Source organism: Emticicia sp. 21SJ11W-3 (genome assembly GCF_024138715.1).
GTDB lineage: Bacteria > Bacteroidota > Bacteroidia > Cytophagales > Spirosomataceae > Emticicia > Emticicia fluvialis.
Window position 1 is genome coordinate 4196687 of the sequence record NZ_CP092074.1, and the last position, 25749, is coordinate 4222435.

The 25749-nt window shown below is 42.5% G+C and carries 22 protein-coding genes; 5 read left to right on the top strand and 17 right to left on the bottom strand.

Features of this window, described 5'->3' with window-relative positions; genetic code table 11:
- Positions 1 to 178: 178 nt before the first annotated feature.
- From aroB to MB380_RS17825, 12 genes are all read right to left on the bottom strand, one after another.
- Positions 179 to 1204: a 3-dehydroquinate synthase gene (gene aroB / locus MB380_RS17770; protein WP_253529203.1), complete on the bottom strand. Its 1026-nt coding sequence runs from the start codon at positions 1202 to 1204 to the stop codon at positions 179 to 181.
- Between the two features lie 114 nt (positions 1205 to 1318).
- Complete coding sequence (locus MB380_RS17775; RefSeq protein ID WP_253529205.1) at positions 1319 to 1555, bottom strand: hypothetical protein; 237 nt, start codon at positions 1553 to 1555, stop codon at positions 1319 to 1321.
- The gene (locus tag MB380_RS17780) at positions 1524 to 2129 is read right to left on the bottom strand and encodes an RNA polymerase sigma factor (RefSeq protein ID WP_101728021.1); all 606 of its coding nucleotides are present in this window, start codon (positions 2127 to 2129) and stop codon (positions 1524 to 1526) included. Before MB380_RS17780 ends, MB380_RS17775 begins: the two co-directional genes overlap by 32 nt.
- Before the next feature lie 1051 nt (positions 2130 to 3180).
- The gene (locus MB380_RS17785; protein WP_253529207.1) at positions 3181 to 3873 is read right to left on the bottom strand and encodes a YjjG family noncanonical pyrimidine nucleotidase; all 693 of its coding nucleotides are present in this window, start codon (positions 3871 to 3873) and stop codon (positions 3181 to 3183) included.
- A gap of 9 nt (positions 3874 to 3882) precedes the next feature.
- A complete protein-coding gene (locus MB380_RS17790; protein WP_253529210.1) occupies positions 3883 to 4200 on the bottom strand; it encodes a ferredoxin in 318 nt (105 codons plus the stop codon).
- 83 nt (positions 4201 to 4283) lie between these two features.
- Positions 4284 to 4712 carry a hypothetical protein gene (locus tag MB380_RS17795; RefSeq protein WP_253529216.1) on the bottom strand — a complete coding sequence of 143 codons (429 nt, stop codon included), beginning with the start codon at positions 4710 to 4712 and terminating at the stop codon, positions 4284 to 4286.
- Positions 4713 to 4800: 88 nt separating this feature from the next.
- Complete coding sequence (locus tag MB380_RS17800) at positions 4801 to 5538, bottom strand: shikimate dehydrogenase (RefSeq protein ID WP_253529218.1); 738 nt, start codon at positions 5536 to 5538, stop codon at positions 4801 to 4803.
- The gene (locus tag MB380_RS17805) at positions 5535 to 6185 is read right to left on the bottom strand and encodes a VTT domain-containing protein (RefSeq protein ID WP_253529227.1); all 651 of its coding nucleotides are present in this window, start codon (positions 6183 to 6185) and stop codon (positions 5535 to 5537) included. The genes MB380_RS17800 and MB380_RS17805 overlap by 4 nt, the downstream gene beginning before the upstream one ends.
- 47 nt (positions 6186 to 6232) lie before the next feature.
- The gene (locus MB380_RS17810; protein ID WP_101728028.1) at positions 6233 to 7057 is read right to left on the bottom strand and encodes a phosphosulfolactate synthase; all 825 of its coding nucleotides are present in this window, start codon (positions 7055 to 7057) and stop codon (positions 6233 to 6235) included.
- A 128-nt stretch (positions 7058 to 7185) separates the two neighbouring features.
- Positions 7186 to 8028 (bottom strand): hypothetical protein, encoded by an 843-nt coding sequence (locus tag MB380_RS17815; protein WP_253529238.1) that lies wholly within the window; start codon positions 8026 to 8028, stop codon positions 7186 to 7188.
- Positions 8029 to 8240: 212 nt separating this feature from the next.
- Positions 8241 to 10061: a pseudouridine synthase gene (locus MB380_RS17820; protein WP_253529240.1), complete on the bottom strand. Its 1821-nt coding sequence runs from the start codon at positions 10059 to 10061 to the stop codon at positions 8241 to 8243.
- A 164-nt stretch (positions 10062 to 10225) separates the two neighbouring features.
- Positions 10226 to 10843 carry an inorganic pyrophosphatase gene (locus MB380_RS17825; RefSeq protein WP_101728031.1) on the bottom strand — a complete coding sequence of 206 codons (618 nt, stop codon included), beginning with the start codon at positions 10841 to 10843 and terminating at the stop codon, positions 10226 to 10228.
- A gap of 313 nt (positions 10844 to 11156) precedes the next feature.
- On the opposite strand from MB380_RS17825, the gene uvrB reads away from it, so the two are divergent.
- Entirely contained in the window at positions 11157 to 13184 is a 2028-nt protein-coding gene (uvrB, locus tag MB380_RS17830) for an excinuclease ABC subunit UvrB (RefSeq protein ID WP_253529251.1), read from the top strand.
- 80 nt (positions 13185 to 13264) lie between these two features.
- Here the strand turns inward: uvrB and MB380_RS17835 are convergent, their stop codons facing one another.
- A complete protein-coding gene (locus MB380_RS17835; protein WP_253529253.1) occupies positions 13265 to 13729 on the bottom strand; it encodes a single-stranded DNA-binding protein in 465 nt (154 codons plus the stop codon).
- A 127-nt stretch (positions 13730 to 13856) separates the two neighbouring features.
- Positions 13857 to 14927, bottom strand: coding sequence for an A/G-specific adenine glycosylase (gene mutY, locus MB380_RS17840; RefSeq protein WP_253529255.1), 1071 nt, complete (start codon positions 14925 to 14927; stop codon positions 13857 to 13859).
- 299 nt (positions 14928 to 15226) lie between these two features.
- Here mutY and MB380_RS17845 point away from each other — a divergent pair, with 299 nt between their 5' ends.
- The 4 genes from MB380_RS17845 to MB380_RS17860 all read left to right on the top strand — a co-directional run bounded on the left by MB380_RS17845 (position 15227) and on the right by MB380_RS17860 (position 19665).
- Positions 15227 to 15511 carry an HU family DNA-binding protein gene (locus MB380_RS17845; RefSeq protein WP_101728035.1) on the top strand — a complete coding sequence of 95 codons (285 nt, stop codon included), beginning with the start codon at positions 15227 to 15229 and terminating at the stop codon, positions 15509 to 15511.
- A gap of 72 nt (positions 15512 to 15583) precedes the next feature.
- Positions 15584 to 16414, top strand: coding sequence for a tetratricopeptide repeat protein (locus MB380_RS17850; protein WP_143706135.1), 831 nt, complete (start codon positions 15584 to 15586; stop codon positions 16412 to 16414).
- A gap of 329 nt (positions 16415 to 16743) precedes the next feature.
- Positions 16744 to 18294: an Rne/Rng family ribonuclease gene (locus tag MB380_RS17855; RefSeq protein WP_253529258.1), complete on the top strand. Its 1551-nt coding sequence runs from the start codon at positions 16744 to 16746 to the stop codon at positions 18292 to 18294.
- Positions 18295 to 18396: 102 nt separating this feature from the next.
- Positions 18397 to 19665, top strand: coding sequence for a DUF2264 domain-containing protein (locus MB380_RS17860; RefSeq protein ID WP_253529261.1), 1269 nt, complete (start codon positions 18397 to 18399; stop codon positions 19663 to 19665).
- 28 nt (positions 19666 to 19693) lie between these two features.
- On the opposite strand, the gene MB380_RS17865 is transcribed toward MB380_RS17860, so the two are convergent.
- The 3 genes from MB380_RS17865 to MB380_RS17875 are packed head-to-tail and all read right to left on the bottom strand — an operon-like array spanning position 19694 to position 25724.
- Positions 19694 to 21841 (bottom strand): FN3 associated domain-containing protein, encoded by a 2148-nt coding sequence (locus MB380_RS17865; RefSeq protein ID WP_253529264.1) that lies wholly within the window; start codon positions 21839 to 21841, stop codon positions 19694 to 19696.
- A gap of 43 nt (positions 21842 to 21884) precedes the next feature.
- A complete protein-coding gene (locus MB380_RS17870; RefSeq protein WP_253529267.1) occupies positions 21885 to 23339 on the bottom strand; it encodes a DUF1501 domain-containing protein in 1455 nt (484 codons plus the stop codon).
- A 39-nt stretch (positions 23340 to 23378) separates the two neighbouring features.
- A complete protein-coding gene (locus MB380_RS17875) occupies positions 23379 to 25724 on the bottom strand; it encodes a PSD1 and planctomycete cytochrome C domain-containing protein (RefSeq protein ID WP_253529278.1) in 2346 nt (781 codons plus the stop codon).
- Positions 25725 to 25749 lie beyond the last annotated feature (25 nt).

Here is a 25749-nt window from a genome sequence, read left to right on the forward strand (position 1 = left end):
GCTTAGAAACAAAAAACTTAATAACAACCTCACAAATCTGCCGAGCGGATACTCATCAAATTTATCTATAGTTTTGTTAAAAGTCAAGATATGCTTAAGGGTGATATTTTACTGGCATCTATCCGTAAATCGACTTTTTCTCCTGCCCGTTTTCAGGTTTTTTGGTTAACCTGCTCCATCACTTAACGTAATACTCCAGGGCTTTTTTCATTTCGTTTTTTGACACCGCGATATCGTAAAGACAGCTACCCGCACCATTAATTAATGAGAACCGTATTTCTTTACCCTTATTTTTTTTGTCCTGAAGGGTATGCTCTATTATAGCCCCGAAGTCTTCGGTTTTCATGGCTATTTTTCCATAAACCGAAAATATAAACTCTTCTATGCGGGCCAATGTTTGCTCGTCAATCAATTTTCTTTCAAAAGCTATATACGACTCGCAGAGCATTCCGGTTGCAATGGCTTCGCCATGAAGCAGTTTTTTTTTGCCTTTATCTAAAAAATAGGTCTCAATGGCATGCCCAAGCGTATGCCCGAAGTTGAGAATTTTCCGCAGGCCTTTCTCTGTGGGGTCTTGTTCAACTACCTTTTTCTTGATTTCAACCGAGTGCGCAATCAGGTCTCGCAGGTCTTGCTGCTCAAGGTCTTTTTTTCTGATTTCGTTCCATTTTTCACCATCCTGAATGAGGCAGTGCTTAATAATCTCGGCAAAACCAGAGCGCTTTTCCCGTTCAGAAAGCGTATCCAGAAACACCGGGTCTATCAACACGGCTTTAGGAAGCGTAAAAACACCAAGGTGGTTTTTCAGGCCCTTGAAGTCAATTCCGAGTTTTCCACCTACACTGGCATCAACCTGCGCCAGAAGTGTGGTCGGAACCTGAATAAAATCTATGCCTCTCTTATAGGTGGCAGCACAAAAGCCACCCATGTCGCCTATTACGCCTCCGCCCAGGTTTATCATCAGGGCATGGCGGTCAAGCTCTGCATCGGTCATGGCCGACCAGATTTCTTCGCAAGTAGCCAGATTTTTATGCTCTTCTCCGTTTTTTACGGTTATAAGCGTATGTTTTGGCAGTGAATCTTTTACTAAAGTGTAGCAGTATTTCCTGGTGTTGGTATCGGTCAGAACAACAATTTTAGAATAGTCTTTCTGCGCCAGATAATTTTTCAGGCTTTCGGAAATAGGAGATATAATAACAGACATTTTACCTTTCGTTCGTTAAAGAACCAAAGGTAAGGAATCATTTAAAGATTTACCAGATGCCATACTTACATTTAGGGTTTAAACCCTGGCAAAGACAAAACAAAAAGCCCAAAATTAAATTTTGGGCTCGTAATTCCGTGAGAAATTCAATATGTTGTCAATAGCTTTATCAGAGGGCGAAAGTTGGATCTGGTCTAATCCTAGTTTAATATCTGCACAATCAAGATAGAAGTCAAGCAACTCCGGTTCATGAAGCATGGCGTCTTCAATCAGTGCGTTTTCCTGACCTGATGTCTCGTTATACAAATAGCGAATTACATCATTTTGCGTATTGGTAAAGGTTTGTATCATAAGCATATGCTGTTTTACTCATCATTTTTCTAAGGTTGATGAGAGCATAACGCATTCTGCCTAACGCCGTGTTGATACTTACGCCAGTAGCATCTGCAATTTCCTGAAAACTCATGTCGTCATAATGACGCATCACAAGCACTTCTCGCTGCTGGTCAGGAAGACGTTTAATCAGATCTCTCAGATGCTCGTGAGACTCCCGTTTGATTTGCATCGATTCGATAGAGTCTTCCGCAAACTCAAGTGTATTAAATACACTGCTTCCGTCTTCAAACACTACGCTAGGGTAACGTTTCTCTCTCCGGAAAAAGTCAATTGCCAAATTGTGAGCTATTCTTAATACCCATGGAAGAAACTTGCCTTCTTCGTTATACTTACCTTCGCGTAAAACTTCTACAGCTTTTATGAAGGTGTCTTGTAGCAAATCTTCTGCTACATACTGATCTTTAACAACAAGGTAAATGGTAGTATAGACTTTAGACTTATAGCGTTGTACAAGTGTCGCAAAAGCCTTTTCGTTACCGCGGATATACAATGATACTAGCTCACTATCGCTAACTTGGATTTTTCCCATTTCTGTATTTCAATTTAGTTAACGTAGAGGTTCAAATCATATTGTATATTCTGGTTTTTAATTTAGAAGATTTTTTTGAATGGTTAAAGATAGACAATAAAATCAATTTCTGTCAAGGGTTTGGCACAAAATTTTAGTTAACAAAATGTTAACAAACCAAATGTTATTCTGGGTTTATCGTTATACGCAAAATAAAAAGAAAAAAAATGCGTGTAGCATTTTGTTTAATCGTTTTTTAATAAAAAACTGAAAATCAATACATTATGCAGGCATAATATTACATATTTTTTTTCGTCCCGGCACCCGCTTTTTCGTGCGGCTATTCCTCAGCAAAATACTTGCTCTCTCTAGAATTCAACCGGTAATGCTCTCTTATTTTTTTTAAAATTAACAAATCACGTAGAAAAAAATCTTTATCTGCAATTAGCCTACATTCACAACTCGATAGTGCATCTTGATAAACTAATGTTTTTTCAGGTAAAAATCATAATTGTATTATTCTAATATGCCCTATGCCCCAGGTGAATTCTATGAAGGAGAGTCTTTGATGGCACGTATTTAACACTATACCATTAAAAAATTTACAATTAAAATAATTGGCTTGAAAGTTTTTTTTAGTAATTCTGATAAGCCATCTATTCGGCTCTTCTCAAATAAGATTTAATCTATAGGTAGAATTCTATGAAAAATTTAGCAGGCATTTATAAACTGACAAATTCAAGGGTATTTGCAGTTCTTTATCCTTTAAGTTTTATTTTAGCCGACATATTAACGAAGAACCAACAGATAACATTTCAGTTAAAAGTCACCATTTGTCTTTTGGGAATTGCAATAATAGGGTTCAATTACTTATGTAGTTATCTGCTCAAAGACAAGAATATGACAACAAGGTGGTTACTATCCTTGCTTAGTGGAATCATTTGCGTTATGGCTTATGTCGTATATTTTAAGCCTCAATTTTAACCCACAAAGGGGCTGTCCAAAAGTATTTTCAGGCAAATAATCTTCGGCAAAGATTATTTGGCAGCACTTGGCTTTTTAGACACCCCCTTTATAGTATCTCTTTCAGCTCTACCAGCCGCTTAATATCAAAAGTGGGCTTCTGGTCAGTCTTTATACCATCCGGATTAAAGAAGACCGAATCCATTTGCGCATTAATAGCCCCCAGAATGTCGGCTTCATAATTATCACCAATCATCAGGCTTTCATCAATTCGGGCTTTGGTTACATTTACGGCGTAGTCAAAAATCTTCTTATCGGGCTTGCGGGCTTCGGCTCTTTCGTTTGTAATTACTTCCCGAAAATAATGCTCTATCTTTGAACTTTTTATTTTCTTTGCCTGTACATCCTGCCAGCCATTACTGATAATATGTATTTCATAATTGGGGGCAAGGAAATCGAGCACGTCTAGCGTACCCTCAATCAAATGCGATTTTTGTGGCAGTAATTCAAGAAAGGCTTCGTTCAGTTCCAAACCCAGTTTTTCATCAGCCTCAACGCCCAGATTAACCAGTGTGTCTCTGAACCGTCTACGGCGCAGTTCTTCATGGGTTATCTGGTTAGACTCCAGCATGGCCCAATAGCGGCGGTTAACTACTGAAAATTCGGCCTGAAAAACACCAAGACCGGCAATATTCCAGGAATGCAAACCGAAACTTTCATATAACTCAGCCAATGACTCCCTTGAGTTCTTCTCAAAGTCCCACAGGGTGTGGTCAAGGTCAAAAAAGAGGTGCTTATACATGGCCAAATATTAAGCTCTTGCAGGAAACTTGAGCGTAAGGCGCTCAACAGGCTGGTTATTTACCAGGTGACTTTCTACAATTTCTTCTACGTCAGACAACTGAACATTGCCATACCAAACCCCTTCAGGATAAACCACCATTGATGGCCCAAAAGCGCAGGCATCCAGACATCCGGATTTCTGTGCTCTGATATCAAGCTGTAAACCTTTCTCTTTAAGAGATGCCTTAAAGGCTTCAACTAGCTCCATGCCATGTACACTGCCGCACGATTTCTTCGGTGCTTCCTTGTCGTTGGTACAAATAAATACGTGTTTCTTAAACTTCATAAAATATGGTTATAAATAAAGACGCCACAAAGGTACAAAAACTTTGTGGCGTCTCATGCTATTTAAATATGTTCATTCTATTATCAGAACCAGCCGAATGGGTCCCATAAACCACCCAGACCCCAAAAGATAGTAGATATTACACAACCCCACAGCGCTTTTCGTACTTCGTCGTGGTCATTATCTGTTATAAAATATACCAGCCCGAGGCCTACAATTCCTAAGCAACAACCCCACCAGAAACCACCTGCAATGGGCATTTCCTGTGGTGTTAAAAGGTTAGTTTCAGTAGTTGTAACCAATTTATAACCCTCCAGCAATTCAGGGTGATTTTTCTTTACCGTTTCAAGTGTTGCCTCCGGGTGGTCTGCCAGATACTTTTCAAGTTTATCAACTTTGGCAAACTCGTCATTAACAGAGGTTTCTTTATACTCCAGATCAACCGGAGCAGCAAAGCCTGAAACAACCAGACAAAAAAAGAAAATAAGTAGAAAAGATAGTCTCGTTTTCATAAGGTGTGCTAAGATTATTTATTAAACAATACATTTCTTACCGGCAAGATGCACTTTACATTTAAAGCGTTGCATAGCAGGCCATATTTTATGAGTTCCAGATTTCCCAGGCTTTTTCAGCTTGCAGATGAAGCATTTCTAAACCATTGTGGGTTTTTGCCCCTTGCTCCTCTCCTTTTTGCAGAAACAACGTCTGTACGGGGTTATAAACCAGGTCATAGAGGTAATGGTTAGCCGTTAACCTTTCATAGGGGATGTCCGGGCATACCTCAGACTTCGGATAAGTACCTACCGGAGAACAATTGATAATAAGCTGATAATTATCAATTTCAGACTTTAAATCATCATAACTAATGGTATCATCGGTTTTTGTTCTCGAAACTATCCTGAAAGGAATCGATAAATCATTCAATGCAGCTATTACTGCTTTGGCAGCTCCGCCATTACCCAAAACCAGGGCTTTTAATGCACTATTGGCCGGAATAAACTCTTCCAGAGAGGTTTTAAAACCGTAATAGTCAGAATTGAAGCCTATCAGTTTGCCATCTGCGGCAATTTTAATAACGTTTACGGCACCAACTTTAAGGGCAGAAGCATCCAATCCGTCCAAAAAAGGCATCACAGCCTGTTTATGCGGAATTGTAACATTAAGCCCTTTGAGACCAGGGGAATTACTGATTATTTGCGGAAATTGCTCAATCTCGGGTAGTTCAAACAGCTCGTAGGCATGGCTATCAGCCAGACCCAATTGCTCAAACTTTCCGGTGAAATACTTCTTCGAAAAAGAATGCCCCAGCGGATACCCTATCAGTCCGTAGATATTCATTTGGCCTTACTGAAAAATTTAGCTTTAATAATTGCCCATATCATAGGGGCAATAGAAATGAAAACTATGCCTAAAACAACTTTTTCGAAGTTAAGCTTTACCCATTGGTTTGAGCCCAGGAAATAACCCAGTAACGTAATAGAAGTTACCCATAAAATAGCCCCCAGAATACAGAACATAATATATTTTGGGTACTTCATGCTTCCGGCACCGGCCACAAAAGGGGCTATGGTACGCACAATTGGCATAAAGCGGGCCAGAATTACGGTTCTGCCACCATGTTTTTCGTAAAACTCTTCGGTTTGGGTAATATATGAGCGCTTCAGAAAAAGGATTTTATCTCTTGACTTGATATAGTTGCTGAAGTTTTTACCAACCAGGTAATTAACATTGTCGCCCAGTAAAGCCGCCAGAATTAAAAGCGGGATGATGAGGGTAACGTCCAGTTTTCCTGTTGATGAAGCCAGCAAACCGGCTGCAAAAAGTAATGAGTCGCCGGGTAACAGAGGCATAATAATGAGACCGGTTTCAACAAAAACTATCAGAAACAATATGCCGTAAGTAAGGGTATCGTATTTATCAAGAAAACCCTGCAAGGTAAAAAGAGGGTCTTTGAGTAAGTCAATCAGAAAGTGTATAATTTCCATAAATGTGGAGTGCTTTACTAAGATGAAGGGTAAGTGTTTTAAGAATATTATTCGTCCTGAGTAATACGGCGGTCGCTACTATATTTACCCAGTTTGAAACGTTTTTTGGTTTTTTCGGTCAGGAAATTACCGAAAGTATCTCCTCTTAGCCCTAAACGTATGGTTTCCAAAGGTATAACCTCGTTCGGAGCAATGTTACCCACATTTACATTAGGCCCTACCAGTTTTACAAAGTAAACCTGTTGCGATTTCTGAGGTGCCTCCCAAATTATTTTCTCGGCCGGTATGGCATGAATAATCTCATCTACCAGACCCTGACGAACCTCACCACTGCTACGGAACAAACCCACGTTGCCACCCTCACGCGCCTCGCCAATTACCTTCCAGGCGCCTGCGTCCAGTTCTGCCTGCATCATTTCAATCCATTTGTAGGGGGCAAATATCTTTTCAGCATCTTTTGAACCTACCTCAGACAGTACCTTGGCACGTTTAGCCAGCCGCGTAATATATTCGCACTTTTCATCATGTGCTATTTCAATAGAGCCGTCTGATACCTCGCAGTGTTCAAGACCAAATTCATCCAATACCCGCAGGTAGTCTTCAAACTGGTCTCTCACAACAAAAGCTTCAAATAATGTACCGCCAAAATAAACCGGTATTCCGGCGTCTTTATAAGCTTTTAATTTATCTTTCAGATTAGGTGTTACGTATGAAGTGGCCCAGCCCAGCTTTACAATATCAATGTGTGGTGCAGAAATAGAAAGCATATCTTCTACTTCTCTGATGCTCAAGCCTTTATCCATCACCATTGTTAAACCTGACTCACGGGGCTTGCCTGTACGTTTGGGAACTTGACTTAGGTTATAATTCATTCTATGTCTCAACTTTTTTGCAAATGTAATAATTTTTAGATAATAGCACTTACTTTGTATAGATGTGGCAGTAAATAAAATGGCAATGACCACATCAAAAACTTACAAAATCTGAATACGAGGCAAACTCAATATTTCTTAAACAAAAGCTGGTTGAGACCAATAAAGTAGCCGATAACCGGAGATAACCCATACCCCATTATAATAACCGGAAAATTGCCAATAAACGCAGATAGAAGGGTGATAGAAAAATACACGCCTAATGAAAAAGACAACAAGCTATTGCTACCGGTACCCTGCACAAAAAAAGGTGCGGCTAATAATGCCAGTAATACAATTGCTACATATTGTAAGAATTTACTGATATGGCCGGCCAGATAAACAATCCGCTCAACGTAATCCACCGGGCCAAGGCCGTCCAGGTTCAGCCATGTATAAAGGTTGGCAGCAGATACAAACAATATTAATAATACCTTGTGCAATGGGGGTTTGCAACGGCTCCACAACAGAAGCATTGCCGCAATTGAAAATGCTGAAACCTGCGATGCGTCTGGCTGCATAAGCAAAATAACAGTTACTATCGTAAATAAAAGCAAAGGCCTGAGGGCGTCATCCTGCCTTACAATCAGCATCAGAAAAACCGGGCAGGTTATCAGGCCGGCATTCAGATTCAGGCCCCCTGCAAAAACCCACCGGTGCACGCCATACATATCTTTATTAAAAAAGGTAAGCAAAAGAAAACCAACAGATAAACCTGCAACTAAATTAAGGTTGCGGGCTGGAAAAGTCTTTTGCCGGCTTTGGATAAACAAAGTTACCAGAATACCCAAAATAGTAGCCGCAAGGTTGGTAAGCCAGAAAACTTTTGATACACCGGTATGGTACATGATGTACGCACCGAACAGACAAGCGGGTAAAGGAATGAGAGAGTGTCTGAAAACTCTCCATCCGGGAAATTTAATGGCCGACATGTAAGAAAGCTAAGTGGTTAAGGATTATCAGGAATAAGCATACGGGAAATATTTCAACAGAAACATTTCAGATTCAAAATTAGTGAAGCAGAACAGTAAAACCATTTACAACCCAACAAAAAAAAATGGCTTTACGGCTCTCAGATTTTATTCAGGGAGCCATAAAGCCTATTATACCTAAGAATAGATACTAATTAACTAATATCTGGTTTTTATATCATATACTTGAGTCTGATAACCTCTTTCTCGGTCAAAAAACGCCACTTGCCTCTTGGCAAATCTTTTTTATTCAAACCTGCATAGGTGGTGCGGTCAAGTTTGAGTACTTCATAACCGAAATGCTCAAAAATACGACGTACAATGCGGTTTTTACCACTGTGTATCTCAATACCTACTACTTCTGCATCTGGTGTTACCAAAGCAAGGTCGTCTGCTTTTATGAAGCCATCTTCCAGGTCAATACCTTCTTTAATAGCATCAAAATGCTCGGTTGAAATAGGCTTGTCAAGTTCAACCTGATAAATTTTTCTTATCTCGTTAGAAGGGTGAGATAGCTTTTCAGCCAGCTCGCCATCGTTTGTCAAAAGCAGCAAGCCCGTTGTGTTTCTATCAAGCCTGCCCACCGGATACACCCTTTCTTCGCAGGCATTGGCCACCAGGTCCATTACGGTTTTGCGCTCATTGGGGTCTTCGGTAGTAGTAATAAAATCTTTGGGTTTGTTCAGCAACAAATAAACCAGTTTTTCGCGGTTCAATATTTTTTTACCATATTTTACTACATCACTGGGTTTAACTTTGTAGCCCATTTCAGTTATTTCCTTGCCATTAACCGTAATCTGACCTGAGGCAATCAGCTCGTCAGCATCACGGCGCGAAGCAATACCTGCATTTGAAATGTATCGGTTCAGTCTTATTAATCCATCAATATCTTTCTCTTCCTGTTCTACTTTACGCTTTACCCTGGGGGGTAAAGAGTTTTTCATTTTATCAAGATTGTAGTTAGGAGCAGCTACTTTAGATGCGCTTGCCTGGTTTTCTTTTCTTTCATCTCTGGCACCTCTGCTGTAACCTCTTTCTTCGCGTCTGTCGTCACGTTTTTCGAATCGTGGTTTCTCTCTGTCAAATGGTTTTTTCTCAGCAAAATCACCACCTTCTCTTCTAAACGATGGTCGTTCTGCGCGTTCAGTGCCAAATGGCTTTTTGTCGCCGAAAGTACGTTTATTTTCAAATCCACCTTCCTCTTTTTTAAAGAACGGTCTCTCGGGGCGGTCGCCGGTAGCTGGTTTTCTGTCGCCAAAACCACTTTTTTTATCAAATCCACCTTCTGTTCTTTTCTGAAAAGGGCGGTCTGGGCGGTCGCTACTATAAGATTTTTTCTCTCCATAAGGGCGTTTATTTTCGAACCCGCCATCCTCTTTTTTTACATAAGGACGTGCCGGACGCTCATCACCATAGGATTTTCTCTCACCATAAGGGCGTTTATTTTCGAATCCGCCATCCTCTTTTTTTACATAAGGACGAGCCGGACGGTCATCACCATAGGATTTTTTCTCTCCATAAGGGCGTTTGCTTTCAAATCCGCCCTCGTCTTTTTTCGCGTAAGGACGGGCCGGACGGTCGCTACCATAGGATTTTTTCTCTCCATAAGGGCGTTTGCTTTCAAATCCGCCCTCGTCTTTTTTCGCATAAGGACGAGCCGGACGGTCGCTGCCAAAGGATTTCTTTTCTCCATAAGGGCGTTTATCGTCAGTAGCTTTCCTTTCAAAAGGTCGGTCTGAAGATGTTGCGGCAAACGGCTTTTTTGCGCCGAAAGATCTCTTCTCTCCGAAACGTGGTTCAGAGAAACTTCTTTCAAATCCTTCTTTTTTTGGAAAATTGCCTTTTGGCCTGGCGGCGGAGTCAGTTTTTTTACTTGCGTAAGGACGTTTGTCGTCTGAGTAGCTTTTTTTATCCGAGCGTTGGTCGGATCTTGATGAGACCGGTTTTTCTTTACCCTCCGTTCTTGGTCTCCGGGGTCTTTCAGTATTCTTCATGAGTTTGCAGCATCACTGCTGTAATTAATTGATTATCAATTGCAAAGGTACAACAATAATACAAGATTCCTATATTGCTATAATTATTACTGTACCACCGCTGTTAAAAAAACAAACGGGGCATCACCTGAGTTATGCCCCGTTGATATCTTGTGACTTTAAACTTAAATAGGTTTAAAGATTAAATCTCTGTAATCCATCATCGACTTCCTGATTACCTCATGCGCACCTTCACGGCCATAAACATTAGATATCTCAATGGCATTTTTCTCGTCAGGTAAGCTCTTATAGGTAAGGAAATAGTGTTTCAGACGCGTAATGATAGCTTCCGGCAGCTCGCTGATATCCTTAAATTTCTGATAAATTGGGTCTGCTACCAGCACAGCAATAATTTTATCGTCAGCCTCGCCTTTGTCTAATAAACACAAACCGCCAATAGGTATAGCTTGTAATAAAATGTCACCATGCGGAATATGGTGGCTCGACAACACACAGATATCAAGCGGGTCACCGTCTCCTTCTGTTACTTTATCTGAGCCACGTTCGCGGGCCAGTTTTGCTACTTCTTCTCCGCAATAGGTTTGTGGAATAAACCCGTATAACGAAGGGATAATGTTTGAATATTTCTGAGGACGATCGATTTTCAAATAACCTGACTCCTTATCTACTTCATATTTAATGGTATCAGAAGGCACAATTTCAATAAATACTGTTACTGTTTCTGGGGCCTTTTCTCCAACAGGAATACCATGCCAAGGGTGTGCTTTGTAAACTGGCTTCATAAAAACTTGATTTTTGGGCAAAATAAATATAATTCTTCCGAAATCTAACACCGTTTTTTCTATGTAATTACATTTGGCAGAAACTTAATCTTAGATTCTATGAATTGTCCTGTAACAACTTTAACCAGTCATATCCTTTCCTGAAATTCGTACTGTGGCCTTACTTTTTATTCTTACTTTGCTCGTGCTTCAAAATCTGTCTGCTATTGCCCTGAAAAAGTTTATGTATAGTTTCTGATAAACAAAAAACACGAAACTATAACAACCCGACTTTTGTTTTAAAACGATAGGCTTACTGACCAGACTGTAAATTATGCAATACAAACTAACCTCAGAGTACAAACCTACCGGCGACCAGCCAGTGGCCATAAAAAAACTGGTGGAGGGAATCAGAAATGGAGAAGAAACCCAGGTTTTACTGGGTGTTACGGGTTCTGGTAAAACATTTACCGTTGCCAATGTTATTGCCCAGCTAGACCGCCCCGTGCTGATACTAAGCCATAATAAAACACTGGCCGCCCAGCTTTATGGCGAGTTTAAGCAGTTCTTCCCCGAAAACGCTGTTGAATACTTCATCAGCTATTATGATTACTACCAGCCGGAGGCGTACATTGCCACTACCAATACCTATATTGAAAAAGACCTGATGATTAATGAGGAAATTGACAAGCTGCGGCTTTCAACGGTTTCGTCACTGATGTCTGGTCGGCGCGATGTAATCGTAATAGCATCGGTTTCATGTATTTATGGTGCTGGTAACCCCCATGAAATGAAGCAGAGCATTATTCAGATAAAAGTGGGCGAGCAGGTAAGCCGGAACCAGTTTTTATATCAGCTTGTTTCGATACTTTATTCGCGTACGGAAGCGGAGTTTACGCGGGGGAATTTCAGAGTAAAGGGAGATACCGTTGATTTATACCCCAGTTACGCCGACTTTGCCTACCGTTTTATTTTCTTTGGCGATGAGATTGAAGAAATACAACGGATTGACCCCACCAATGGTAAAAAACTATCGACTGAAAAACAAATAGCGATTTTTCCTGCTAACCTGTTTGTAACCGGTAGAGATGTGATGCAAAACGCTATTCACGAGATTCAGGACGAGATGGTAAGGCAGGTAAAGTACTTTGAGTCTGACGGCCGCAGGCTTGAAGCGCAACGCATACAGGAACGAACCGAGTTTGACCTGGAAATGATGCGCGAACTGGGCTATTGCTCAGGTATAGAAAACTACTCACGCTTTTTTGACAGACGCCAGCCGGGCCAGAGGCCTTTCTGCCTGCTTGACTACTTCCCGGAAGACTTTATATTGGTAGTAGACGAGAGCCACGTATCAATGCCCCAGATTAGGGCCATGTGGGGAGGAGACCGCTCTCGCAAGGAATCGCTGGTGGAATACGGATTCCGGCTGCCATCAGCTATGGACAACCGGCCATTGAAATTTCAGGAATTTGAAGAGCTGATAGGCCAGGCCATTTACGTAAGCGCCACCCCGGCCGATTATGAGATAAGAAAAGCAGAAGGTGTGGTAGTAGAGCAGATTATCCGGCCGACCGGGCTGCTTGACCCTAAGATTGAAGTAAGACCAAGCATTAACCAGATTGATGATTTACTGGAAGAAATTCATTTAAGGGTTGAACGCAAAGAAAGGGTTTTGGTAACCACACTAACCAAAAGGATGGCCGAAGAAATGAGCCGGTATCTCGACAAAGTGGGTATCAAGGGCCGCTACATACACTCTGAGGTAAAAACTTTTGAACGGGTTGAAATCCTTCGTGAATTGCGCCTCGGCATTTTTGATGTTCTGGTGGGGGTAAACCTGTTGAGAGAGGGGCTGGACCTGCCTGAGGTATCGCTGGTTGCTATTATGGATGCCGATAAGGAGGGCTTCCTGCGTGATATCCGCTCGCTGATACAAACGATTGGTCGTGCAGCACGTAACGAAAACGGTAAAGTACTGATGTATGCAGATACCATAACGGGCTCAATGGCAAAAGCCATTGAAGAAACCGAAAGACGCCGGGCCAGACAGATGGCCTACAATGAGGAGCATGGTATTACACCCAAAACGGTATTTAAAAGCAGAGAGGCCATTATGGAGCAAACCTCTATTGCCGACAGCCGTGCCAGCACCAAAACGTATTATATTGAACCACTGGAGGTTAGCATAGCCGCCGACCCTGTTGTAAGCTATATGAACAAAGGCCAGCTACAGAAATTAATGGATGAAACCCAGAAAAAAATGGAGCGTGCTGCCAAAGAGCTTGACTTCCTGGAGGCTGCCCGTTTCAGAGACGAAATGATGCAACTGAAAGAGAAAATAGAACAAGTGCCTGTTTAAAAAAATTGATTTTAAACAATATAGGGGTTCAAAATTTTGAACCCCTACTGAGAATATCTTCATAATTCTATTGCTTATTCTTAAAACGGCAAATCATCGCCACCATCGCCGGCCATTTCAATAGGTGGTGGGGTTGGTACAGGTGCAGGTTTAGGTGCAAAATTGTTGCTGGTACCGTATGACGGCGCTGCGTCACTTTCTTCTGCATTACTGCTTCGGCCACCTATCAGCTGAATAGCCGTTCCTCTTACTCTGGTTGTATATCTCTCCTGCCCGTTCTGGTCAGTCCATTTTTCGGTTCTTATTTTCCCTTCAATGTAGGCCATGTCTCCCTTTTTCAGATACTGCTCAGCTACATTTGCCAGATTCTCCCAAAGCTCAATTCTATGCCATTCTGTTTGTTCTACCTTTTCTCCGTTTCTGTTGGTATAATTCTCTGAGGTTGCAATGCTAAAGTTTACTACTTTACCACCGCTTGGAAGCGTACGGACTTCGGGGTCAGACCCTAATCTTCCTAATAAAATCACTTTGTTTACTCCAGCCATTTTTTTATCTGTTTTGAATGTATGTCGTTTTGAATAAGAACAAATTTAATAAAAAACCATAATACTTTCTAAGATGCGCGTCCAATTGTTTGATAATCAGACCGCAACCATTTTCAGCCCCTCAGCACTACCTCTGAAATTCCTTATGGTGCTTTTTCAGGTACTTTTCTATCAGAACAGGCTTGGGCAAATCTTCCACTTCTTCCCAATCAAAAAAAGTGTAATTTGGCGGCAATGGCACATCCATGTTACTATCCAAAACCAGATGCCAGAACCGCACCTCAATACGCTGGTGTGTAAGTATATGCCTGTAAACCTCAGATGTACTTCTGATAATAGCGTGTGGCAATAATGCCAACAAAAAATCATTGTCGGTTAATTCAATATCCATCAGGCTTCCGGGGCTTTCTACCAGATAAAAATCGTACAGCCCTTCCCAAATATCTTTTGGCCCGCGTTTGGCCATCAGTAACTTACCGGCCTTTTCAATTACAAAATAATCAAAGAAACGGCTTCGCACTTTTACTTTTTTCAGTTTCACAGGCAGTATTGCCTGCTTGCCTTGCAGGTTTGCCTGGCAGGAATCCTGAAAAATACAGAACATACAACCGGGATTGACCGGCGTGCAATAAGTAGCCCCGAACTCCATCACCGCCTGATTGTGCGTACCCGGTTCCTCTTCTGAAATTAACTCGTTGGCCAGTTCGTTAAAAATCTTTTTTGCCTCATGGCTGGCTATGTCAGTTTCAATACCAAATACTCTGGCCAAAACTCTGTACACGTTTCCGTCGACGACTGCCACTTTCTCGTTAAATGCAAAAGAGGCAATGGCAGCTGCGGTGTATGGGCCTATGCCCTTCAGTTTTACCAGTGCTGCATAAGTATCCGGAAATATGCCATTGAAAGCACCAGCTATAATTTGGGCTGTCTGGTGCATGTTTCTGGCTCTTGAGTAATAACCCAGGCCTTGCCACAGCCGCAAAACGTCTTGTTCATCGGCATTGGCCAGTGCTGTAACTGTTGGGTATTTCTCAACAAATTTATTGTAGTAAGGCATGCCCTGCACAACTCTGGTTTGCTGCAGTATAACTTCAGATAACCATATCTTGTACGGGTCGTTTGTATGCCTCCAGGGCAGGTCTCTTTTGTTGCTGAAATACCATTTTCTGAGTACTCCGGAAAACGTTTGTCTTTCCAATTTTTATTGAAGTTTTCTTAACAATCGCTTATTTTTTCTTTTTTAAAACGTTTGTTTTACCTATAAAAAAAATATAACTCACTAATTATTAAGCAATTATATAAAAAAATACTAAAATGTTTTTGGGATACTAAGTTTAAAACCCATATCTTTGCAAACCCAAAATAAACCCAAAGAGTTTGGAGAGGTTGAATTAATAGAACTGAGCGTCTGCTTTTATTTTGTTTATTAAGTCCTTTCAATTCAATAGTTATCTTGGTAAAATTCAATATTAAAACCTTAAAAAATAAGTTACGATCGTGACTAAAGCAGAAGTAATTTCAGCGATTGCCGACAAGACTGGCGTGGACAAAGCAAGTGTATCATCTACACTTGAGGCATTTTTTAACACAGTAAAAGACACATTGGCACAAGGAGATGCTGTGTATGTCAGAGGTTTCGGAAGTTTTGTAAACAAGAGAAGAGCTGCTAAAAAAGCTCGTAACATTTCTGCTAAAACTACGGTAACCGTACCGGCTCACTCTGTTCCGGGCTTTAAGCCAGCCAAAGAATTTACGGAACAAGTGAAAGCCAACGTAAAATAATTTCATTGCCCGAAAGGGCTTATCGACCGATTGTGGGTAGTGCAATGCACTACCCACGGTTATCAGAAACTTATGAAAAAACAATTTTTGATTATAATTGTAGCAGCGATAGCCCTCACGGGCTTTCTTTATTATCGCCCTAAAGTGGTTGTTAAAAACGAGGCGAAGTCGAACCGTGATAAAGTAGCCGACAACAAAGGCCCTGCCACAGCAGACAACCACAAAGACGATATTGCCACGCAGGCACCGAAGTTATCGCCGGAGCAGGAAAAACAAATTGCCGACCTGAAACAGAAGCTGACCACAGCCACTGACAAAAAAGCTGTTTATAACCAATTGGCAGAAACCTATGCACTTGGTAACCGATTTGACAGCGCCGCTGTGTATATAGAAAAAATTGCCCTGGCCGCACCGAGCACCGAAAACTGGATGAGAGCCGGTGATGCCTATTTACAGGCATATAATCTGGCATTGAAACCCGAAAACATTGAGTATCTGGCTAATAAAACCCGTAATGCATATCATAAGGTTCTGGAGAAAAGCCCAAGACAGCTACAGGCCAAAACCAATCTGGCAATGACTTACGTACAGACAGACTCGCCTATGCAGGCCATTATGATGCTGCGCGAAGTATTGGCAGAAGAGCCTAACTACGAGCCGGCTCTGATGAACCTGGGTGTGTTATCGATGCAGTCTAACCAGTATGCCAAAGCCGCCGACCGTTTCAGACAGGTGTTGCGTATCAACCCTTCAAATGCCAATGCGCAGTTTGGTTTAGGATACAGCCTACTTGAATTAGGAGAGAAAGACCAGGCAAAAAAGATATTGCTTGACCTGAAAGAAAAAGTGAAAGACCCTACTTTATTACAAGAACTCAACAAGACTTTGGAGAGTATAAAATAATTCACTATCTTTGCGGTTCGATAAAAAACACCGTGCCACGGTCTCCCCTGTTGAAAGGCAGAGGAAAAACATATAAATAAATTATTGAATTAAATACCCCTTACCGACCAGGGGTTTATAATCTTTTACAATTATGCCTTGCGGAAAGAAAAGAAAAAGACACAAGATGTCAACTCACAAAAGAAAGAAACGTCTTAGAAAAAACCGTCATAAGAAAAAATAATCTTTCTTTACTTTGATAGTCATAGGCTCCAGTAATTTGTGCTTATGACTATCAAAATCCATCATTTAGCCAAAACAATATCTAACCTCTTGATTCTACCTCAGTATTGAGCAACGAATTATATATCAGTACCACACAGAAAGGTGACAGGATAGCCCTAGTACAAGACAAACGGCTACTTGAATATCACTTTGATGAGACGGAACACCAGTTTTCCGTCGGAGATATCTATTTGGGTGTAGTTAAGAAAGTTGTACAGGGCAACAACGCTGCCTTTGTAGACGTCGGCTACGATAAAGATGGTTTTCTGCACTATAACGAAATCATTTCGTACAATTCTCTCAGCAAATTTGTTAAAGACGTTATTGCCAAACGTCCTGTCAATCTTCGTCTGAAAGGTTTTCAACTTGAAAAAGATATAGACAAATTAGGTAAGATAAACGAAGTTGTTACCAAGAATACCCCTATTCTGGTGCAGGTTGTGAAAGAACCTATTTCTACTAAAGGCCCGCGGCTATCCTGCGACATCTCGATTGCCGGCCGGAATATCGTTCTGGTACCTTTCAGTACGTCTGTTAATATCTCCAAGAAAATCACCAATAAGCAAGAGCGTCAGCGTTTACATAAGCTGGTTTCGTCTATCAAACCTGAAAACTTCGGGGTGATAGTAAGAACCGTGGCCGAAAGCAAAGACCTTGACGAATTGAAGAGAGATATTGATTTTTGTGTAGACAAGTGGGAGTCAGGGATGAAAAACCTTCGGGATGCCAAACCTCGTGACCGCATCATCAGCGAAATGGATAGAGCATCCTCTATTCTGCGTGATATGCTGAACGATGATTTCGACAATATCTATGTTGATTCGAAAGAAAACTTTGATGGTATCAAGAGCTTTTTACATACCATTGCCCCAGAAAAAGAAAAGATTCTGAAGCTCCATACCGGAAAAACAAAACTTTTTGAGCAGTTCGGTATAGAGAAACAAATTAAATCTTTGTTTGGCCGCTCGGTAAGCCTACCAGGTGGAGGGTACCTGATTATTGAACACACTGAAGCGCTTCATGTAATTGACGTAAACAGTGGCAATAAATCAACACAGGAGGGCGACCAGGAGTCTACCGCGCTCACTGTTAACCTTGAAGCAGCCAAAGAAATTGCCCGCCAGTTGCGCATGCGCGATATGGGTGGTATAATAGTGGTTGATTTCATTGACATGAAGAAAAACGAAAACCGTCGTTTGATTCAGGAAGCAATGAAAGAAGAAATGAAAGGCGACAGGTCTAAATACACTATTCTGCCTATTTCTAAGTTTGGCCTGCTACAAATTACCCGCCAGCGTGTACGCCCCGAAATGAATATTGTAACCCGCGAAACCTGCCCAACCTGTGGCGGTACCGGTACAATTCAGGCAAGTATTGTTATTACCGATTTGATTGAAAATAATCTGGACTATATCCTGTCGAAACAAAACGAGACAGGCATCAGCATTATTCTGCATCCGTTCGTTTACGCTTACTACCGTGAAGGTATCATTTCAAAACAAGTGAAGTGGTTCCTGAAATACCGTACCTGGATCAAACTCGTAAAAGATTCATCTATCGGTATCACCGAGTTTCATTTCCTCAACAAGCACGGGGATGAAATCGAAATAAGCTAATTATTCCTTTTTCTTACTGCATTTTTATTTCCGTCACATCTGTTTGTGCGGGTTGTTTGCTATTAATTTTAGGCATAAATTGCTTTAAATTATATTCAACCCATGAACCGCAGAGACTTTATCCAGAAAAACACAATGGCTGGTTTTGCCATTGCAGCGTCACCAGTTATCTCGCAGGCCAACCCTGCCCCTGAAAAAGAAGATACGCGCCTTTACTGGGCAAAATTACTTTATAAAATTGCCGAACCCGTTCTTAAGAATCTGAGCGAAGGCACCTTGCAGAAAAACTGGCAGGTAGAACTGAGCCCAATCTGGGACAACCGAAATGCCAAAGTTGCTTTTCTGGAAGGCTTTGCCCGTACCATGACAGGCATTGCCCCCTGGCTGGCCCTGCCGGATACAGATAACGAAGAAGGCAGACTGCGCAAAAAACTAAGAACTTATGCACTGGGCAGTATTAAAAACAGCGTTGACCCGTCAAGCCCCGACTACATGCTCTGGCGAAAAGAAGGGCAAACACTGGTAGATGCCGCCTTTCTGGCACAAAGTTTACTGAAAGCCCCTGAGGCTCTCTGGCAACCATTAGATGACACCACCAAAAAACGGGTTATTGAGGAATTCAGATTGCTGCGCAGGGTTGTACCGGGCAACAATAACTGGCTTTTGTTCTCGGCGATGGTTGAGGTATTTTTACAATTTGCGGGTGAAGAAGCAGACCGTTTCAGAATAGATTACGGGCTCAGGATTATTGAAAGTTTTTATGTGGGCGACGGCTGGTTTAAAGATGGAGAAGTTTTTCACATGGACTATTACAACTCATTCGTTATTCACCCAATGATTGTAGATGTGCTTGACACCCTGCTGAAAGTACAAAAAAGGCAGTGGCCGGATAGAAAAAATCAGGCTCTTGAAGAACAGTATACCAAAGCCGTGAAAAGAATGCAGCGGCAAGCCGATTTTCTGGAAAGATTGATATCTCCCGAAGGCTCATTTCCTCCTTTTGGTAGAAGTATCACTTATCGCTTAGGTGCCTTTCAGGCATTGGCGCACACGGCGCTTTTACACCAACTACCGGAAGGTGTAAGCCCGGCACAGGTACGCTGTGCAATGACAGCCGTTATGAAGCGGATGTTCGGCCAAGAAGGTGTTTTTGATAAAGCCGGATGGCTGACCCTCGGTTTTGCAGGGCACCAGCCGGGCATTGCTGATTCATACTCTAACGCGGGCAGCATGTATCTCACCTCTTTGGGATTCCTGACTTTGGGCTTGCCCGAAACCGACCCGTTCTGGTCGGCACCTGATGAAGAATGGACCCAGCAAAAAGCATGGTCTGGCAAGCCATTTAAAAAAGATAAAGCAGTAAGCTATTGATTAGGGTTTAAACGGCATCCTGAAAAACTTAGTTGAGGAAGATTTCATCAACACAAAACCAGCCCGGCTTCCCTTTTTCCGGATGCCACTTAGGCAATTTTGGTAGTGGTTTCACTACTACTTTTATTACTTTATAATCACCGGGTCTGATAGGCACATTAATACCCATGTTTACAGCATTCTGCATTTTATCGGGCTGCTCAGGCACTATTTTTTGAAGTTTCTTGAGGTCTGCCTCACTGCTTCCCCCCCATACTTCAACAGTAGCAGGCGGCATAATGTGCGACCCCGGCTTCATTAAATAGCTAAGGGTTATCATGCTTAAAAACGTCGACTTCTTAAATTTAAGCAGGCTCACAAAATCTTCCTGCTGGTAACCCAGCCAAGCCGCATCGCCGTGGTTATCGTTCGGGCCTTTCTTTAAATCTATCAGGTTCCTGGCGCCCTTGCCTGCATACTGCGGTTTGGGTAAGGTAAGCAAAAGGGCTGTATCAGCTACAAAGCCGGCTTTAAAGAAAGTGTAAGATACCCTATTACTTGCAAGCCATCCATCTTTGGTGGCCAGCGCTTTTAAACGGGTATAGCTATCAACAACCAATGGTTTGGTGTATATCGTTCCGGTGGTTGAGTCAGGGTCGGTGCCATCTAAAGTATAATGAATCTGCACATTTTTTAATGTATGTTTAAGCTCTACCGGTATGCCTTTTTTAAGTATAAAATCTTCATTAACCAGTATCGGCGGATTCAGTTTCAGTACTTCTTTCGGATTCCCCCTGTAACCTGTATCAAATACAACCCCCGGATACTTTTTAGCAAATTCCTGAATTGCCACTGAATCTAACGAAGTATTCCATACGAAAACTTCTTTTAAAGCTGGCAACACCATTAATTTTTGTAGTTGGGCTTTTCCTATTTTTGTACCTGACAATGTAACAGAATATAATTTTTTGTTTTGTGCAAGCTGGTCTAAAGTACTGCCTGAAATATCAGTCTGATTCAGATTGAGTTTTTCAAGATTTCTGAATTGGGCAATTAGTTTAATATCCTCATCCTTCACAGGCATTTTTGACAGACTCAGTTCTACCAGTTGCTCTTTTACTTTAGCCAGATTCTCAAGCGATTTTTTATCGAATTTCCGACTGACAAAAAACTCGGCCTCCAATGCTGGAGACCCGGCTGCCAGCGGACTTACCACACAAAAAGGTGTGTTGACGTCTGTCAATGTACTTTCAGATGCCTCGGCGAAATCATAAGTTATTATACTATTGCCACTGCCCGCTATTTTCAGGGCCATTGCTCTGGTTTTTGATGCCTCCGGATAATCCTTCACCGTTTTTTTTATGTTGGCGCCTTCCTGTATCCAAGCACTCAATAAGGCAATTTCTTCAAAAGTCAGCTGTTCTTTGCCTTTAGGCGGCATGTGCTCTTTTTCTTCAAGCGGTAAGTGTACCCTTTGCAGCAATAAGCTATGCAGGGTATCTCCGGCTTTCCATAAAGCGCCATGCTTACCCCCTTTCAGTATTTTTTCTACGCTGCTCATGTTCAGTTCTCCTTTTACTTTCTGGTCGTTATGGCATGCCATACATTTCTTTTCCAGAATCGGCACAATAGAGACAGCATATAGATTGCTTTCATTCGAAAAATCTGACGATTTCTTTTTATTCTCAAAGGCTTCCAGTACATAGTTCTCACCATGCGTGATAGCCGCCCCATAGTGACCGGCTAAAATGAAAAGCACTAGACAGAATACTGACAGGTACTGAAGTAACTTTGTTTTTTCGCTTAAATATTCATAAAACCAGGTTAAAGCATAAGTAAATACACTCACGCCTACACCTGTCCACTTATGCCATTGCAAAAGACCGGCATCGTATCCACCCTCTCTCGACAGGAAAAAACCCATCAAAGCAGCAATACAAGATGTTAGCGCCGTAATGATGAGCATCAGCCTCACAAAAAATGTATAGCTTTTGGGTTCAATTTCTTTCTTTATCAGTATTATGAGTACCAGTATAATTGAAAACCCGATTGGTAAATGCAGCAGCATTGGGTGAAGCCTGCCAAAAGGACTTACCCAAAGAGGCACCTTTACCCTTTCTTCAAAAAAGAGCAGAAAAATGAGCAGTAAATTACAAACTAGTAAAAGATACGAACTGGCTTTATAGAAACGATTCATCGAAGTGTTCAGGGTGCAATAGATGTTTCAGACAGGTGGAAAATCAGGCAATGATACCGGGCACTAGCTTACCGGCCACGTCGGTGAGCCTGTACCTTCTGCCTAAATGCTTATAAGTCAGCTGCTCATGGTTAAGACCCATCAGGTGCATAACAGTGGCATGGAAATCGTGTATATGCACGGGGTCTTTAACTATATTGTAACCAAACTCGTCTGTTTCTCCATAAACTATGCCGGGCTTTACCCCACCGCCCGCCATCCAGATGGTGTAGGCTCTGGGGTGGTGGTCACGGCCATAATTATCTTTTGTAAAGTTGCCCTGGCAATAATTAGTTCTGCCAAATTCGCCGCCCCATATCACAAGCGTTTCGTCTAACAGTCCTCTTTGTTTTAAGTCCATTATCAAAGCTGCCGACGAACGGTCAACGTCTTCGGCCTGCAACGGCATTTCGTTGGGCAAATTACCGTGCTGGTCCCATCCCTGATGATACAACTGCACGAAGCGCACGCCCGATTCAGAGAGTTTTCTTGCCAGCAAAGCATTGGCCGCATAAGTACCCGGCACCAGGCATTCAGGGCCATACATTTTTACGATATGGTCTGGCTCTTTTGATAAGTCTGTCAACTCAGGCACAGCCGTTTGCATGCGGTAGGCCATTTCATATTGCTGCACTTTGGCCTGCACTTCGGGGTCGCCATTGGTCTCAAAGCCCAGGTTATTAAGTTCTGCCAGTTTATCCAGCATACGCCTGCGCGATTCTTTATCAATACCTTCTGAATCTTTCAGATACAGAATCGGGTCTTCTCCGCTACTGAACACCACGCCCTGATGGGTAGAATCAAGAAAACCGTTTGTCCACAGTTTTGAGTAAACCCCTTGCCCGTTGCCTCTTCCGCGCGACAATAACACGCAAAACGCAGGCAGGTTTTTGTTTTCACTACCTAAACCGTAGCTCATCCAGGCGCCCATGCTCGGGCGATTCCCAACCTGTGCTCCTGTCTGGAGAAAAGTCAGGGCGGGGTCATGATTTATGGCCTCGGTGTTCATGGTTTTTATGATACAAAGCTCATCCACAATCCTGGCCATGTTGGGAAACATATCGCTTACCCATGCACCAGACTGACCGTATTGTTTAAAACCAAAATAAGACCCAACCAGCGGAAATTTGGTCTGGTTGGCGGTCATACCAGTCAGCCTCTGCCCTCCTCTGATTGACTCGGGCAGGTCTTCACCTGCCATTTTATTGAGCAAAGGTTTATAATCGAAAGTTTCAAGCTGAGAAGGTGCCCCATTCTGAAACAGATAAATTACTCTTTTGGCTTTGGGTGCAAAGTGAGGCAAGCCAAGCGGCAATTGTGCCGCGCTTTCATCTCCACCCCTGAAAAGGTCAGGAATCATCAATGAGCCCAAGGCCAAACTGCCCAGGCCCACGGCCGATTTGCTCAGAAAATGCCTGCGGTTAATATTCAATCTGTTTTTGAAAAATTCGTTTTCCATCAGTGAAAATTAAAATCAGTAATTGGTAATCCAAAACGGCTAAATGCGGGTAATGGCCTCTTCCATGTTATACAACATCTGAATAGTTTGCATCAAAGCAGCGGCCGAAGCCTTGTCTTTTACTGCTTCATGTGTGTATTCACCTATATTAAGCAGCCTTTCGGCTCGCTTTATATCTTTTTTAAGTAACCCTGACTCTTGCGCAAAGTACTGCTTCACAATGGTCATTTCCTTTTCGGTCGGCTTTCGGCAAAGCACCTTTCTGAAAGCCTTTTCCAGTTTTGTATCATAGTTACCGCTTTCAATCGACAACTTTTCAGCCATTACTCTTGAGCCTTCAATCATCTGCGGGTCGTTCATCATTACCAGTGCCTGCAAAGGCGTATTGGTACGCACGCGCTGTACCTCGCATTGGTCACGGTTACTGGCATCAAAAATCAGCATGGTAGGTGGCGGAACCGTTCGTTTAATGAACACATACATACCACGCCTGTACAGGTCAGATTCATGGTCCTGCACATATCTTGACAGCGTTCCGCGGCCAGAGGTTGCCACTTCCCACAACCCTTTGGGTTGATACGGTTTAATACTTGGCCCGCCGATTTCATCATTTAGTATGCCACTGCTCGACAAAACATAGTCGCGTACGTTTTCTGCTGGTATTCGAAGGCGCGAACTCCTTGCCAGATAAATATTCTCAGGGTCGGTGTTAAGGTGTTTCTTTGTTACCACTGAAGACTGCCGGTAAGTGGCCGACATTACCATCTGTTTTACCAGCCGTTTAACATTCCAGCCTTTTTCTCTGAAATCAACCGCCAGCCAGTCGAGTAATTCGGGATGAGACGGCAGTTCACCCTGCATCCCGAAATCGCCCAGTGTTTTTACAATACCTCTGCCAAAAAACTGCGCCCACAGGCGGTTCACATATACCCGTGCCGTTAAAGGATTTTTAGGGTCAAGCATCCATTTGGTTAGTCCCAGGCGGCCTCTTCCGTACTTTACGGTATCATAAGGCATCACCCTTTGTGGCAGGCCAAAGGTTACTGAGTCTCCGTGCGAATCATAATTTCCGCGGTTCAGCACATAGGTTGTCCGGGTTTTGGTAGTATCTTTCATTATCATTACCATCACTTTTGCGGTGTCTTTTTTATTGATAAACTTCAATAAAGACTTTACGTCTGCATCGGTTATAGCCATGTTCGGCGGGTCGGCAAAAGAGGCATCTATGGTTCCGAAAAGTCCTTTCTCAGGCACCTGGTTAAAGAAAGCAAAGGTGCGGTAATAATCTTTCTGAGAAATCGGGTCATACTTATGGTCGTGGCATTTAGCGCATTCAAATGTCAGCGCCAGAAAAGACTTGCCAAAGGTATTGGTGCGGTCGGTTACGTATTCTATCCGGTATTCTTCGTCAATTACCCCGCCTTCCTGTGTTATTTTATGATTCCGGTTAAATCCGGTTGCCAGTAGCATTTCTTTTGAAGGTTTACCGCTTCCGTCCGGATTCGGCAACAGGTCGCCGGCTAATTGCCAGCTCAGAAACTTACTGTAAGGATAATTCTCATTATAGGCATGAATCACCCAGTCTCTCCAGGGCCACATGGTACGCAGCCCATCGTCCTGGTATCCGTGCGAATCGGCATAACGGGCTACGTCCAGCCAGTAGGTGGCCATTTTCTCGCCGTAGTGCTTGCTCTTTAATAGTTCGTCTACAATTTTTTCATAAGCATTTGGCGATGTATCTTTCAGGAAACGGTCTTGCAATTCTACGCTTGGCGGCAGGCCGGTTAAGTCGAGGCTTACACGTTTCAGCAATTGTTCTTTTTCTGCCTCATCATTGGGTTTCAGACCCTTTTCGCGCATTTTTTCATACACAAAATTATCTATCTCGTTCACCACCCAATCTTCATCGGCTTTAGGCACCGTTGTTTTACGTGGTGCAATAAATGCCCAGTGTTCTTTATATTTTGCACCCTGCTTAATCCATTTTTCTATCAGGTCTATTTCATGCCGGGTCAGTTTCAGGTTTGATTCAACCGGAGGCATCAGTTGACTGGAGTCTTTGGCTGTAATTCTAAGAAACACTTCTGACAAATCCGGATTCCCGGCCACAATGGCATGTGCCTTTGGGTTGTCTTTCAGTGCAGCATACGCGCCTTCCGGGGTATCCAGGCGCAGGTTCGCTTCGCGGGTTTTGGCGTCCGGGCCATGGCACTTAAAACAGCGGTCGGATAATATCGGGCGGATATGAAAATTATAGTCTACCTCATCTGGTATAGCCGATGTTTCTGCTGAAGCGCTGGTGCAATTCCAGACCACAGAGGCAATGCCAACCGTAATAAGGCAAAGAAGAAAAAGGTATTTAATTTTTACGGTTAAAGTTTTCATTAAGGGTGTTTGAATAGAGATGGCC